The 14,886-nt window shown below is 40.8% G+C and carries 11 protein-coding genes; 10 read left to right on the top strand and 1 reads right to left on the bottom strand.

Annotated elements, in window-relative coordinates; genetic code table 11:
* Window positions 1-145: 145 nt before the first annotated feature.
* Window positions 146-442, bottom strand: a complete 297-nt coding sequence (locus AC0SAP_RS10025; protein ID WP_286483412.1) for a YkgJ family cysteine cluster protein — start codon at window positions 440-442, stop codon at window positions 146-148.
* A gap of 180 nt (window positions 443-622) precedes the next feature.
* Between AC0SAP_RS10025 and rlmD the strand changes: the two genes are divergently transcribed.
* From rlmD to thiD, 10 genes are all read left to right on the top strand, one after another.
* The gene (gene rlmD, locus AC0SAP_RS10030; RefSeq protein WP_473384059.1) at window positions 623-1,993 is read left to right on the top strand and encodes a 23S rRNA (uracil(1939)-C(5))-methyltransferase RlmD; all 1,371 of its coding nucleotides are present in this window, start codon (window positions 623-625) and stop codon (window positions 1,991-1,993) included.
* Between the two features lie 266 nt (window positions 1,994-2,259).
* Complete coding sequence (gene rdgC / locus AC0SAP_RS10035) at window positions 2,260-3,159, top strand: recombination-associated protein RdgC (RefSeq protein ID WP_473384060.1); 900 nt, start codon at window positions 2,260-2,262, stop codon at window positions 3,157-3,159.
* 725 nt (window positions 3,160-3,884) lie between these two features.
* Window positions 3,885-5,846 (top strand): DNA topoisomerase IV subunit B, encoded by a 1,962-nt coding sequence (gene parE / locus AC0SAP_RS10040; protein WP_473384061.1) that lies wholly within the window; start codon window positions 3,885-3,887, stop codon window positions 5,844-5,846.
* Window positions 5,847-6,153: 307 nt separating this feature from the next.
* The gene (gene oppB, locus AC0SAP_RS10045; protein WP_473384062.1) at window positions 6,154-7,074 is read left to right on the top strand and encodes an oligopeptide ABC transporter permease OppB; all 921 of its coding nucleotides are present in this window, start codon (window positions 6,154-6,156) and stop codon (window positions 7,072-7,074) included.
* A gap of 11 nt (window positions 7,075-7,085) precedes the next feature.
* The gene (gene oppC, locus AC0SAP_RS10050) at window positions 7,086-8,009 is read left to right on the top strand and encodes an oligopeptide ABC transporter permease OppC (protein WP_473384063.1); all 924 of its coding nucleotides are present in this window, start codon (window positions 7,086-7,088) and stop codon (window positions 8,007-8,009) included.
* Between the two features lie 9 nt (window positions 8,010-8,018).
* The gene (gene oppD / locus AC0SAP_RS10055) at window positions 8,019-8,993 is read left to right on the top strand and encodes an oligopeptide ABC transporter ATP-binding protein OppD (RefSeq protein WP_286483423.1); all 975 of its coding nucleotides are present in this window, start codon (window positions 8,019-8,021) and stop codon (window positions 8,991-8,993) included.
* Complete coding sequence (gene oppF / locus AC0SAP_RS10060; protein WP_286483424.1) at window positions 8,990-9,982, top strand: murein tripeptide/oligopeptide ABC transporter ATP binding protein OppF; 993 nt, start codon at window positions 8,990-8,992, stop codon at window positions 9,980-9,982. The genes oppD and oppF overlap by 4 nt, the downstream gene beginning before the upstream one ends.
* A gap of 346 nt (window positions 9,983-10,328) precedes the next feature.
* Window positions 10,329-11,456 (top strand): radical SAM family heme chaperone HemW, encoded by a 1,128-nt coding sequence (gene hemW / locus AC0SAP_RS10065; RefSeq protein WP_473384064.1) that lies wholly within the window; start codon window positions 10,329-10,331, stop codon window positions 11,454-11,456.
* 288 nt (window positions 11,457-11,744) lie between these two features.
* Window positions 11,745-13,145, top strand: a complete 1,401-nt coding sequence (locus tag AC0SAP_RS10070; protein WP_473384065.1) for a Do family serine endopeptidase — start codon at window positions 11,745-11,747, stop codon at window positions 13,143-13,145.
* Window positions 13,146-13,411: 266 nt separating this feature from the next.
* Entirely contained in the window at window positions 13,412-14,224 is an 813-nt protein-coding gene (gene thiD / locus AC0SAP_RS10075) for a bifunctional hydroxymethylpyrimidine kinase/phosphomethylpyrimidine kinase (protein ID WP_286483430.1), read from the top strand.
* Window positions 14,225-14,886 lie beyond the last annotated feature (662 nt).

Raw genomic sequence — 14,886 nt, forward strand, 5'->3', positions numbered from 1 at the left:
GATGACTCTTAAGAGAACTCATGGAGCTGCGGGAACCCACTACTTCATTCTTATTACTAGTGCATATCTGCAGTTTGGGCATTTTCAATGCCCCTTGCCGGCATGAGATTTATGGAAGGACGCGATAGTAAGACCCGGCACCTCATCAGTCTCTGTCTGCTTTTTCGTTAGCTTTCGTTTTTTGATCGAGCTGTAATAATTCGCAGATTTGGAGATTTTCTGCGACAAATGCATCCCAGGGGATATGACTGTAGTTTTTGTGGTATTGATATTCAATATTACAGATTTCAGGACGCGTCTCGTAGATTTCACAACGATTTTCTTTCGTTAAATGTTTGCAAACACCATCTCCGCGATCTAAATGTTGCAATTCAGTTGCCAAATGGAGATAGCGGCAACAGGCGCCACAACTTGTACAGGGAAAATAGTGCTCTTTATTCATTAATTTTTTCACTTTTATTATCGAGATGCTTAATACCTTATATTATACGCACTCTCATTAAAGAGCGGTAAATCAATCATGAAAGATGAAGGTAGTATAAAGGATACTTCTCTTTTCTTCTTTGTAGATGAATGTGATAAACTTCTATATTGCAAAAATTTAAGTAAAAATGAGGTAATTGTGAGTAGAGGACATAGACGAGGAAGAGGTCGACGTAATAGAGTTCCTGTTGAGCCTATTACAGTAGATATTCATGATTTAGCACATGATGGTCGTGGTGTTGCCAAGGTTGAGGAGAAAGTCGTCTTTGTAGATGGCGCGCTACCTGGAGAAAAGGTTGTAGCACAATATACAAAGGTAAAGAAAGAGTATGATGAAGCTCAAGCAACAGAAGTTTTAGTCAGCTCTCCTGATCGTGTGGAACCTTTTTGTGATGCCTATGGTGTTTGCGGTGGCTGCCGTCTACAACATTTGGATGCTGAACGTCAGATTGACTTTAAAGCAGAGCAATTACGCTCTAATTTAGCAAGACAAGCAGGCTTAACCGATTATGAACATCTGCCTAATCTTCGAGGATCATCCCGTAACTATCGCTATAAAGCGCGGTTAGGAGTGAAGAATGTTCCGGCAAAAGAGCGAGTTCTTGTCGGGTTTCGTGAACGCTTAACTCCATTTATTGTCGATATGCATCGCTGCCCCATTTTGGAAGAGAAGATCGACCAATTGATTACGCCGCTATCAGAGATGATAGGGAAGCTCTCTATTGCCGCAAAGCTACCACAAATTGAAGTGGCTGTTGGGGATGATACCCATGCGTTAAGTTTTCGGGTGCTTGAAACGCCAACAGAAGAGGATTTAGAGATTTTAAAAGCCTTTGAAGCGGAGCATGATCTTATTATCTATCTGCAACCTGGGAATGAGTCGACAACGACGGCATTAACGGAGAAAGGAGCTTCAGATCAAGCGCTCTATTATCGACTTCTGGATCAATTGACACTCTACTTTAAGCCTTACCATTTTACGCAGGTCAATCCGGCGATGAATAATAAGATGGTTAAACAGGCATTATCATTGCTCGATCTTAAAGGGGATGAAAAGGTTCTTGACCTCTTTTGTGGTTTAGGGAATTTTACATTAGCCTTAGCGACCGCGGCAGGATCTGTTATTGGTGTTGAGGGAGATAAGAGCTTAACAGATTGGGCCGGACGTAATGCTCAATATAATGGTATTGAAAATGTTGAGTTTCATTGTGCCGATTTAACACAAGATCAACATGATGCGCCTTGGATGAATGAAAAGTATGATGCTATCTTAATTGATCCACCAAGATCGGGCGCATTAGAGATGATGCCTTATCTCGGTGCTTTAGCACCCCAAAAAATTCTCTATGTCTCCTGTCATCCGGCGACATTAGCCCGTGACTTAGCACTTCTAACAAAAGAGTATCCCTATGAACTTATCTCGGCAGGTGTGATGGATATGTTCCCTCATACGGCGCATGTTGAATCGATGGCTCTGCTTGTTAGAAAGGATGAAGCGGTCACACAGTAACTTGTTCTGAGTGTTAAACTATTACCATTAACAATCGGTGCTCTATTGAAGTTGATGGTAATATTCATAAGTGTAGAGGGGAGTTCTCCCCTTTTTTAATTGATACAGAAATTTAAATAAAGATTTAAATAAAGATTTAAATAGAAATATTCAACAGAGATATTAGATAGAAACATTGACTCACTGTGTTAAATAGCAACACAACTATGAAACTGGTCATAAGTATTTAGTATCAATGTTTATAATAATTTTAAGGAGTTCTCATCATGCGTCCATTTAAGAATATCCTCATCTACCAATTTGATGAGCCATTTACCTTAGAGACAGCTGAGCTTGAGGCGTTACTCAGTGAACATCCATTACGAGATTGTGGTGATGATGAGTTAGAAGTTTATGGGTGGTTACCGGCATTCTCTCAAGGAGAAAATCTTGTCGAGACAATTCACAATGCTCACTTTATTCGGCTAGGGATGGAGGTGAAAAAATTACCTCGTCGGGCAATTCAAACGGCAGTGGAGAAGCGTGCGAGAGAACATAATATTGATCTCCACGATCGCGTTAAACAGAAAGAGTTAGAAGAGATCATTACCAATGAATTTGTGCGGAATATCTATCCTGAGCAGAGTTCAATTATGGCATATATCGATCAGGAGAAAAATTGGTTAGTGATCGATGCCACTTCTGAAAAAAAGGCCTCATTAGTGACGGCAGTTCTTCGTCAAACTTTAGGGTCTTTGCCGGTAGTAGGATATGCTCCACAAGTAGAGATGGCTCTACTGATGACCGATTGGGTTCAAAATGGTTTAACGGATCATCGTTTTCAATTTCTCGATGAAGTAGAACTCAAAGAACTTAATAAAGAGGAGGGAGGCGTCGCCCGTTATCGTGGAATTCCTCTCGATTCTAAAGAGATTGAGCTCAATATTTCAGAAGGTTGGAGTGTCACAAAAGTGGGGCTTGCTTATGAGGAGCTTGTGACATTCTCACTTGGAGAAGACTTTATTATTAAGCGAGTACGTTATCTCGATCAGTTTCAAGAGCGCTTAGAATTAAGTGATGATCAAAATGCGGTAGCTCAATCAAATGGTTATCTCCTGGTTGATACCGTTCGTAATCTTGTGACGGATCTCTACAATCTCTGTTATCACAGTGATAGCTCTAAATAGTGTATAGCTAGAGTGTGGTTGCAATAGAAATAGAAGTAGAGGTAGAGCAGATCTAGAATCAACCACTTTAAAAAGTAACTATTGCTTGATAGCTATTTCTCCTATTGTGATGGAGTATCTAGTCGAAAAATGGAAAATATGGGGTGATTTGAATGATTTTTATCAAAAACACTCATAAATGATCACTCTTTTAAGGCATGATTCTCTATTTAAAGTAATATAATGTTTTTCGAATATTTTCTAGTGCTTTTCAGCGCTGATCAGTGATATAGATTTATGGCTTAAATGATTGCAGGATTGAATTGTTTGAGCCGGCTGTAATCGACTGTAGTTGATTTTAATCGATTTTAAATAAGGACATTATTGAAAGACATTATTGATTTTTAAGTAGAGGCTCATGAACGCTCATGAACGATAAGATCTAGAATTTAAAGTTTTAAAGAGTTATCTTTTAGAGGGGTTGTTTGATATCCGTTCGATGTCGGTTTGCTATCGGCGTGGCATTAAAGAGCTAAAGTTTTATATCTTGTAGTTTTGAGGGTTTTGGTTGGAAACTAACAAGTGGACCTTGAAAATTTAGGCTTCTAATTTAAACGTCAAACCTAAGTGTCAAACCTAAAATTTAAAATGATTGTCAGAGCTTTATTGTAAGAGCTTTCTTATTATAAAAGCTCTATTTTTATTAGTAATTATTGATTATTGTCGATGAGAGAGTTTTGCAACTTATGAGTAACAAACAATATACATCTCGTTCCATAGAAGTTCTATCTGGGCTAGATCCTGTTCGTAAACGCCCTGGCATGTATACAGATACAAGCCGTCCGAACCATATTCTTCAAGAAGTCATCGACAACTCGGTAGATGAGGCACTTGCAGGTTATGCAACCGCGATTACAGTCACTCTCTATCATGATGGTTCCCTCGGTGTGAAAGATGATGGGCGAGGAATGCCGATCGATATCCATCCTGATCATGGTGTCAGTGGTGTAGAGCTGATATTAGCAACGCTTCATGCCGGCGGAAAATTCAATAATGATAACTACCAATACTCAGGCGGTCTACACGGCGTAGGGGTCTCTGTTGTTAATGCGCTTTCAGAGCAACTAGAGGTTATTGTCCATCGAGATGGTAAAATTTATCGCATCACTTTCCAAGATGGTTATAAAGCGAGTGAGTTAGAAGAGATTGGTAAATGTGCAAAGAGCGAAAGAGGTACAGAGATTCGCTTTAAGCCTGATGAAAAATATTTTGATTCCCCTAAAATTGCGAAAAAAGCACTTTCAGATCTTTTGAAAGCAAAGGCAATTCTTTGCGCGGGATTGAAGATCACCCTGATCGATCAGACACACAAAGAGGAAGAGGTTACCGTTTGGTGTTATGAGTCTGGGGTGGAAGAGTATCTTTATGATACGCTCAAAGAGATTGATCATCTTCCTAAAGAGATCATCTTTGGGGAGTATCGTGGTGAGACAGAAGAGGCGATTTGGGGCTTTGCTTGGAGCGAAGTGGGTGCGCCGATTATGGTGGAGAGCTATGTAAACTTAATTCCCACACCCTTAGGGGGGACCCATGTCAATGGTATGAAGTCGGGATTAACAGAGGCACTTCGGGATTTTTGTGAACAACGTAATCTTCTTCCAAGAGGGGTTCGTATCACGCCGGAAGATCTCTTCTCTCACCTCAATTTCCTACTATCAGTGAAGATGCAGGAACCTCAATTTTCAGGGCAGACTAAAGAGCGTCTAAGTTCAAGAAGTATTGCAACACTACTCAATGGTGCGATTAAGGACTTCTTTACCCTTTGGCTCAATAATCATGTCGAGGATGGGGAAGAGATCGCAGAGCTTGTTATTACAACGGCACAGGCACGATTGAAGAGTGCAAAAACGGTAGTCCGTAAACGAGTTTCTCAAGGACCTAAATTACCAGGGAAACTAGCGGATTGCGTCAGTACTGATGTTAATGAGACAGAGCTTTTCTTAGTAGAAGGGGATTCTGCCGGCGGTTCTGCAAAACAGGCTCGAGATCGAGATACACAAGCAGTGATGGCATTGAGAGGGAAAATTCTTAATACTTGGGAGGTTCCGACGAATGAGATTTTAGCCTCTAATGAAATTCACGATATCTCAGTAGCGATTGGGGTCGATCCCAATAATGAGAATCTCGATGAGCTGCGTTATGGGAAGATCTGTATTTTAGCGGATGCAGATTCCGATGGACTCCATATTGCGACATTAATCTGTGCGCTCTTTTTGAAGCACTTTCCAAAATTGGTCGCAGCGGGACATCTATTTGTTGCTTTACCACCACTTTATCGAATCGATGTGGGTAAAGAGGTTTTTTATGCGCTAGATGAGGAGGAGAAAGAAGCAATCTTAAAACAACATGAGAAGAGTCGAGGGCAAAAATCAGTGACTCGCTTTAAAGGATTAGGGGAGATGAACCCTATTCAATTGCGAGAAACAACAATGAGCCCTGATACACGTAGATTAGTTCAGTTAGTGATATCAGATGAATCGGCAGAGACCCCAGAAGCGGGGATGATTGCGGCAGAGAGCATCGATACTCTTGATGGGGAAGCGCTTCTTGAAGATCCTATTGCGGTCTTCGATAAATTACTTGCGCGTAATCAGCGTCAAGAGCGTAAAGAGTGGATTGAGAGTAAGCATTTTGAGCCGGAGCTCTAAGGCTTAGATGTGTGAGTCTATTATTGAGCTTATCTCTATAATCGCTCCTATCTGCTAACTTAATAATTTACTAAAGATGTCGACAAAAGATATCGACAAAAGATATCGGCAAAAGATATCGGCAAAAGATATCGGCAAAAGATATCGTAAGAGATACCGATAAGAGGTATCGATAGAGATATCGAGAAAAATCTACAACATGATCTACAGCTCACATTGCTGTAGAGAGGAGACTCCTAATACCATTGGGGATCAAAAATAGAGACTGACAATAAGCTATTAACCATAGCAAAATAAAGGATAGAGCATGATACGATTTATATTAAGGCGTGTATTGGAGGCTATTCCAACACTGCTTGTGTTGATCACAATCTCATTTTTTATGATGAGGTTGGCGCCGGGAAGCCCATTTACTGGTGATCGAATGTTACCTCCTGAGGTATTGGCAAATATAGAAGCAAAATATAATTTAAACGCTCCGCTATATGAGCAATATTTCGATTATCTCAAGCAGTTGTTACGAGGTGATTTAGGACCCTCTTTCCGTTATCGTGATTACACGGTGAATGAGTTGATCGCAACTCACTTTCCCACATCTGCAAAATTGGGGATGGCGGCATTTATTTTAGCTGTGATTTTAGGGACATTAGCAGGGACGATTGCAGCATTGAAGCAAAATAGTTTCTGGGATTATTTGGTGATGAGCTTTGCTATGACTGGGGTTGTGGTACCGAGCTTTGTCGTGGCGCCTCTTTTAGTGCTTCTCTTTGCGATTACACTCCATTGGTTACCGGCAGGGGGGTGGTATGGCGGTAAGTTCCAATATATGCTTCTTCCGATGATTGCTCTTTCGCTCGCCTATATTGCAAGTATTGCGAGAATTATGCGAAGCTCGATGATTGAGGTACTCAATTCTAACTTTATTCGCACGGCAAAATCGAAAGGATTGCCAATGCGGACCATCGTGATTAAGCATGCTCTGCGCCCGGCACTTCTTCCGGTGCTCTCCTATTTAGGTCCTGCTTTTGTGGGAATCATCACTGGCTCACTGGTTATTGAGAAGATCTTTGGTCTTCCTGGTATTGGAACCCTCTTTGTTGATGGCGCACTCAATCGCGACTACTCAACGGTTCTCAGTGTGACAATTCTCGTGGGGAGCTTAACAATCCTATTTAATATGATTGTCGATATTCTCTATGCAGTCATCGACCCGAAAATACGTTACTAAAGGAGAATCTGATGGATGTAGTATCGAAACAGAAGAGAGAAGCTATCGCAGAGTTCTCCGAAAATTTAAATGAAAATCTCAATGTTGCAGGGCGAAGCCTTTGGCAAGATGCGCGACGTCGCTTTATGCGTAATCGTGCAGCGATGACTAGTCTATTGGTATTAGCTTGTATCGCTCTTTTTGTGATCTTTGCTCCTTTGGTTTCAGAGTATAGTTATGATCATACCGATTGGGGAATGATGACAAGCCCCCCTGATTTTGAGTCAGGGCACTATCTTGGAACGGACTCCAATGGCCGTGATATCTTTGTGCGTATCGCCGTTGGTGGGAGAATCTCATTATTGGTCGGGATCTCCGCTGCATTAGTTGCGGTGTTGATGGGAACTTTTTATGGTTCACTATCCGGTTATGTCGGTGGGCGCGTCGACTCATTGATGATGCGTATATTAGAGATTCTCAATTCTTTCCCCTTTATGTTCTTTGTGATTCTTTTGGTGACTTTTTTTGGACAAAATCTCTTCTTGATCTTTTTAGCGATCGGAATGGTGTCCTGGCTCGATATGGCAAGGATTGTCCGAGGACAGACATTGAGCCTTAAAAATCGTGAGTTTATCGAAGCGGCAAAGGTCTCTGGCGTCTCAACGGCACTGATTATCTTTAGACATATTGTTCCGAATGTTTTAGGCGTTGTGGTGGTCTATGCCTCTCTTTTAGTTCCTAGTATGATTCTGTTTGAATCGTTCTTAAGTTTCTTAGGATTGGGGGTACAAGAGCCGATGAGTAGTTGGGGATCATTATTAGCAGATGGTGCAAACTCAATGGAAGTTGCACCATGGCTCTTAATCTTCCCGGCACTATTTTTAATAGTGACACTCTTTTGTTTTAACTTTATTGGGGATGGGCTTCGTGATGCGCTCGATCCAAAAGATCGCTAGGAGAGCACAATGAGTGAATTATTATTAGATGTAAAAGATCTTAGTGTGGTCTTTGATACCTATGATGGAGAGGTGACTGCGGTCAACTCGCTCAATTTTTCCCTTAAAAAGGGAGAGACTTTGGGGATTGTTGGAGAGTCAGGTTCTGGTAAATCCCAGACAGCTTTCTCCTTGATGGGATTATTAGCAAAGAATGGTCGCGTAACGGGATCAGCGCTCTTTGAAGGGCGTGAGATTCTCAATCTTAAAGAGCATGAATTAAATCGACTTCGGGCAGAAGAGATCGCAATGATCTTCCAAGATCCTATGACTTCTCTCAACCCTTATATGACGGTGGGTGCACAGCTGATGGAAGTTTTAATGCTCCATAAGGGAATGAGTAAACGGGATGCTTTTGAGGCTTCGGTGAAGATGCTTGATGCAGTAAAGATGCCGGAAGCAAGAAAAAGAATGAAGATGCACCCCCATGAGTTCTCCGGCGGGATGCGTCAACGAGTGATGATTGCAATGGCACTACTTTGCCAACCTAAGTTATTGATTGCCGATGAACCTACAACGGCTCTCGATGTGACTGTTCAAGCACAAATTATGGCGTTGCTCAATGAATTAAAGGCTGAATTTGGAACAACGATTATTATGATTACCCATGATCTTGGCGTTGTTGCCGGGACTTGCGATAAGGTATTAGTGATGTATGCCGGACGCACAATGGAGTATGGCGGTGTTGAGGATATCTTCTATCAGCCAAGTCATCCCTACACACTAGGGTTGCTCGATGCGATCCCTACCTTAGAGCATGATTCTGAGCTTCTTCATACAATTCCTGGTAATCCCCCTAATCTTCTTCAGCTCCCCAAAGGTTGCCCCTTTACGCCTCGCTGTGAATGGCGAGATAGTCGCTGTTCTGAAGCACCACGCTTAGAGCCTTTTGGTAATGAGCGTCTTCGTGCTTGCTTTAGAGATGCAAAGGAGTTGTTAGCATGAGTGAACAAAATAGAGAGAAAGTTATTTTAGAAGTGGATCAATTGAAGGTCCATTTCCCCATTCGTGAAAAGAGTCAATACTTTTGGGAAAAACCATTAGCGCTTAAAGCGGTCGATGGTGTCAGTTTTAAACTCTACGAGGGTGAGACTTTAGGTGTGGTTGGGGAATCGGGTTGTGGTAAGTCAACATTGGCACGAGCGATTATCGGTTTAGCGCCGATTACCGGTGGGTCAGTCTCTTATTTGGGACAAGATCTTGGTAAAGCAACAAAGCGTGAGATGCAAGCGATTCGAAAAGATGTTCAGATGATCTTTCAAGATCCATTGGCATCACTCAATCCACGTATGACGATTGGCGATATTATTGCAGAGCCTTTAAAAACGCATTTTCCTAAGCTCTCAAGTAGTGAGGTTAAGGATCGTGTTGAGGCGATCATGACGCGTGTTGGACTTCTGCCTAATGTGATCAATCGTTATCCTCATGAATTCTCTGGCGGACAATGTCAACGCATTGGAATTGCACGAGCACTGATTTTAGAGCCTAAAATTATCATCTGTGATGAGCCCGTTTCAGCACTTGACGTTTCGATCCAAGCACAGGTGATCAATCTTCTTAAATCATTACAGAAAGAGATGGGGCTCTCTCTCATCTTTATCGCGCATGATTTGGCGGTGGTAAAACATATCTCTGATCGTGTATTGGTGATGTATCTCGGTAATGCAGTAGAGTTGGGGACAAAACTTGAGGTCTATCATGATACCAAGCATCCCTATACCAAAGCATTGATGCAAGCTGTGCCGCTTCCAGATCCCTCAAGGGAGAAGGGAAAAACATTAGACCTGCTTGAAGGGGATCTCCCATCACCTATTAATCCGCCATCAGGTTGTGTCTTTAGAACACGCTGTAAAGAGGTGGTAGCACAATGCTCGGAGGTTAAACCAGGTTTGAAGGGCTTAACACATCTTTCTGCCTGTCTCTTAACTGAGTAGGGCTTAAAACAGCTGATAAAATTGAGTAGCGTTGAAGATAAAAGAGAAGAGATACGGGTAACGGTATCTCTTTTTTTGTTCTTTGTTTGTTAAAGGAGAGCGTTTGGTTCCAAAAAGGGATGGGATAATATGTATCGTGATCTATATTGTGATCTGTATTGTGATCTGTATTGTGACGATAAACTCCGTAAAGCTGATAGATTGATGGTAAAGTAGCGGGAAAATGAGTTTAATCGATAACGAGCAACATTCATTTGTAAGGAACTGATTGGCTCTATCTTTGCCGTGCCTTTGTAATATCTTTGTAACAACTTTGTAATACATAATTAAAGAGAGAATTATCATAATGATCCCATTATCGCTCTATATCCACTTTCCTTGGTGTATCCAGAAATGTCCCTATTGTGATTTTAATTCACACCAAAATAATAGTGCGCTCTATGAACCTTATATGCAGACGCTAACAGCGGATCTTATGGAGATTTTACCTTCTGTTTGGGGGAGACGGATTCACTCTATCTTTATTGGTGGTGGGACGCCGAGTCTTATTCCTCCGAAGCTTTTAGATCAATTTTTTACAGAGCTGCGAACACTCCTTAATTTTGATCCTAATATCGAGATTACAATGGAGGCAAATCCCGGTACAGTGGATGCTCAATATTTTCAGCAATATCGGGAAATTGGTATTAATCGACTCTCTATTGGGGTTCAAAGTCTTAATGATCGTCTTTTAGAGAAGATAGGCAGAATCCATTCTAGTGATGAAGCGATAAAAGCATTTGAAATTGCGCGTCAAGCAGGATTTACCAATATCAATTGTGATCTGATGTTTGCGCTGCCGGAGCAGAGTTTAGAAGAAGCATTAGAAGATCTTCAAGGTGTCCTTGCTTTAGAGCCGGAACATATCTCTCACTATCAATTGACTTTAGAGCCTAATACTTACTTTCATCGTTATAATCCTCCTTTGCCAAAAGAGGAGAGTATTGAGGAGATGCAGCTAGAGAGTTATCGTTATCTTAAAGAGAGAGGATATCAACATTATGAGGTCTCTGCTTTTGCTCAACCGGGGCGTCAGAGTCAACATAATCGAAACTATTGGGAGTTTGGAGATTATATCGGTATCGGTGCCGGCGCACATGGCAAGATCACTATGATGGGGGAGGAGAAGATCTATCGAACACAGATTGAAAAGCATCCTCGAACTTATCTTGAAAAGAGTGCCAGTGATCGTTTAACCCGACATGAAATTGCCCAAACGGATCTTCCTTTTGAGTTCTTCCTCAATATATTACGACTCAAATCAGGGGTACCAATCTCATATTGGCAAGAGCGAACCTTTCTACCGGAGAGTGAAATCGCAAGTTTTTTAGAGGAGTATAGAAGAGAAGGGTTATTAGAGCCCTCTTTAGAGATTATTGCTCCGACAGAAAAAGGACTTCTTTTTGTAAATAAGATGTTAGAACAGTTGCTTTAACCGATTTTGATTATCAACCTCTATTGTTAAGGATGGGGTAATGATGGTGATAATGTTACTCATGGTGTTATTCATCTAGTGGAGATATACAGGATCGTATGTGTGTTCTGTAAGAGGTGAATATCACCTGAGGTAAAAGAGAGAGAAGTGGATAAATCGTAGCCAAAAGAGACAAAATGATGCGTCAGATAGATTATCTTTTTAAGCTAGATGCTTGAATTTTCATCACAAGCTCTTATATTGGAAAACTAAGATAGTTTCCGAAAAATGGATAACAAGGAGCATTCAATGAAGTTAGGAAAACGCTATTTACAGCAAGCTGGACTCTTTTTTGTGGCAATCACAATGTTGATTGTCCAACAAGCGCTAGCACAATTACCGGATTGGAGCGAACTGTTTGAAAAGAATAAAGCTGCTGTAGTAAGTATCACAACGGAAGGGACAGAAACCATTACAGGATGGTCCCCTTTTGAGAGGTTCTCGTTTGGCGGGCCTTCCCCATTTGGTGATATGGATCCATTTAGCTTCTTCTTTGGTGATAGACCTCAAAAAGAGCAAGAACGCATCGTTCGTGGCGCAGGTTCAGGTTTTATCATTGATGAAGCAGGCTATGTGATCACCAATGCACATGTGGTCTCTGATGCGGATAAGATTAAGGTTCATTTAGCAGATCGTCGTGAGCTTGCTGCTGAATTAGTAGGGCTTGATGAAAAGACAGATGTCGCAGTTTTAAAGATCGATGCTGATGAACTTCCCGTTGTTAAAATAGCCAATGTTGAAGATCTTAAAGTAGGGCAATGGGTTATGGCAGTTGGCTCTCCATTTGGTCTTGACTATACGGCAACTCAAGGAATTATTAGTTCATTAGGGCGTAATCTTCCTAACGATAATTTCACCCCTTTTATACAGACAGATGCAGCGATTAATCCTGGGAACTCAGGAGGTCCGCTCTTCAATACAAAGGGAGAAGTTATTGGAATTAATTCACAGATCTATACAAGCACGGGAAGTTATGCCGGCGTAAGCTTTGCCATTCCGATCGATCTAGCGATGCATATTGTTCAGCAGATTCGTGAAGATGGTAAAGTCTCACGTGGTTGGTTAGGGGTACAGATTCAAGAGGTCACCGCGACACTTGCAGAGACTTTTGATCTTGATAAACCACAAGGGGCATTGATTGCAAGCATCGTTCCCGAAAGTCCTGCAGATAAATCGAAGTTAAAAGTGGGTGATATCATCTTAAAATTTGGTGATCAAGAGGTGATCTCTTCAAGTCAGCTTCCTATCTTAGTCAGCCGTATCAAGGCGGATGAAGTGGTTGAAGTTGAAGTTCTCCGGGATGGAAAGCGCGAGACAATTGAGGTTACGATTGAAGCATTAGATGATGAAGGGCGTAAAATTGCCGGCAGTCAAAGTGCTTCTAAAAATGTTTTAGGCGTTACCGTTGAAGAGAGTAAACAGAATGCCCCTGTTAAAGGTGTTGTGATTACTGCAGTTGCAAAGGGAATCGCTAAGAATGCTGGATTAATGCCAGGAGATGTCATTACACAAATTAATGGATTAGAGGTTTCTGATGTTAAGAGTTTTGATGAGGCGCTAAAAGCAACAGAGAAGGATCAAGTCTTGAGAGTTCTAATTAATCGTCAAGGAACCCCTTACTTTGTGGCGGTTAAAAAAGAGAAGAAGTAGGAATTTGAATCATTCAATCTTAATCATCCAATCTTCATCATCTAATGACTCTTAGTGAAAGCTAAATGAGGAGTGATGGTTATTTTGTATAGGAGCCTAGTGTATCTAGGCTCCTTTTTTATAATTAAATTCAATACTTTTTCTGTCGTCAAGAAGGGATATTGCTATAATTAAAGAGCAGAGATCATTAAAACTTGTCATGAGTTGTCATGAGAATTCGTCATAAGAGATGATGAGTTATAAAAATTAAAATTAAGGATAAAGAGATGAAAAAGATTTTAACAATCGCTGGATCTGACTCTAGTGGAGGAGCCGGGATACAAGCAGACTTAAGAACATTTGCAAAACATAATCTCTACGGGTTTTGTGCGTTAACCGTTATTGTAACGATGGATCCCAAAGCGAATTGGTCACACGGTGTTTTTCCTATTGAGATAAAGACAATTGAAGCGCAACTCAATACGGCAATTGATGGAGTCGGTGTTGATGCTATTAAGTTAGGAATGCTACCAACACCTGAAATTATCTCTTTAGTTTCACAAAAGCTTCAAACTTTAAAAGGTAATATCCCGATAGTAGTAGATCCTGTAATGGTGTGTAAGGGGGATGCCCCGCTCTTTCCTGAACATGCGAAAGCAATTCGTGAAGAGCTTGTCTCTTTTGCAACTGTTGTAACGCCTAATCTTTTTGAAGCAGCCCAATTAGCAGGAGTGAGTAAGATCACAACTTATGAGGAAGCTCTTATTGCTGCGAAAAAAATCATGGAGCTTGGTTGTAAGGCTGTTGCTATTACTAATGTGGGAAGTCTTATGGAGCCGAAAACATCCGGAGATCTCTATTATGATGGGGAAGAGACACTTTTAATCGAGGGTGCCTTTATCGATACACATCACACCCATGGACTCGGATGTACCTTTGCTGCACATGTTGCCGCAAATCTTTGCAAAGGATACTCAAAGAGAGAAGCAACAGTACTCGCTAAAGATGCGATTCGTGCAGGTATTAAGAGGCACTTTGCGCTTAATAGTTATGTGGGAACACTCAACTTTGAAGAAAGTTTTAAGGCAATAGAGGAGTAGCTTCTCTCTTAGAAGATCCTAGAGCTTCTACTGTAAAAATGATTCTATTACTGATATAGGCAAGTCTAATGGACTTGCCTATTCTGTTTTTTAAGTCTACTTTTTAAGTCTCTTATAGTGATAATCCCCAACAGTTGTCGATTGTTTTTTAAAATGAGAGAAATTAGATATCTTCCACCTATTTTAATTCATTCTTATCCGACCTTATTTACTCCTATTTATTCTTATATAATTCAAGAGGTTGACCTACTTTTGGAGTGTGAGAATCACATTTCAGGTAAAGTTTTTTAAAAAAAGAATCAAAAAGAGTTGCAAATAAAAATGAAAGGGGTAAGATACATCACCTCAGACGACACAGCGCTTCTGAAACAGTCAAAGCTTTATCCTATTAGTAGTTAGTTTTAATATCTTTTACTAATAGGGTTTGAGTAGGTTCGAGATTGAGATTCAAGTTAAAATCAAAATCGAAAAAACTCAAAAATAGTTAAAAATAAGTTTGACAAGTTGATAAGGCATCTGTAATATAGTTCGTCTGCTTAGGGCGGTAAGGAATTCAAGTTTGATTCACTTTAACCCTAAAGTTCTTTAACAAATTAATCTTAAGTAAGTTTGTATGGGGGCTTGTATTTGTTTGCGTGAGCAAAAGAATAGAAGTCTAACCA

It is taken from the genome of Ignatzschineria sp. PL_is040 (genome assembly GCF_055813795.1).

Coding starts and splice junctions, on each gene's coding strand:
- AC0SAP_RS10025 (WP_286483412.1), bottom strand. CDS start 442: ATGAATAAAGAGCACTATTTTCCCTGTACAAGTTGTGGCGCCTGTTGC.
- AC0SAP_RS10070 (WP_473384065.1), top strand. CDS start 11,745: ATGAAGTTAGGAAAACGCTATTTACAGCAAGCTGGACTCTTTTTTGTG.
- parE (WP_473384061.1), top strand. CDS start 3,885: ATGAGTAACAAACAATATACATCTCGTTCCATAGAAGTTCTATCTGGG.
- oppF (WP_286483424.1), top strand. CDS start 8,990: ATGAGTGAACAAAATAGAGAGAAAGTTATTTTAGAAGTGGATCAATTG.
- oppD (WP_286483423.1), top strand. CDS start 8,019: ATGAGTGAATTATTATTAGATGTAAAAGATCTTAGTGTGGTCTTTGAT.
- oppC (WP_473384063.1), top strand. CDS start 7,086: ATGGATGTAGTATCGAAACAGAAGAGAGAAGCTATCGCAGAGTTCTCC.
- oppB (WP_473384062.1), top strand. CDS start 6,154: ATGATACGATTTATATTAAGGCGTGTATTGGAGGCTATTCCAACACTG.
- thiD (WP_286483430.1), top strand. CDS start 13,412: ATGAAAAAGATTTTAACAATCGCTGGATCTGACTCTAGTGGAGGAGCC.
- rdgC (WP_473384060.1), top strand. CDS start 2,260: ATGCGTCCATTTAAGAATATCCTCATCTACCAATTTGATGAGCCATTT.
- hemW (WP_473384064.1), top strand. CDS start 10,329: ATGATCCCATTATCGCTCTATATCCACTTTCCTTGGTGTATCCAGAAA.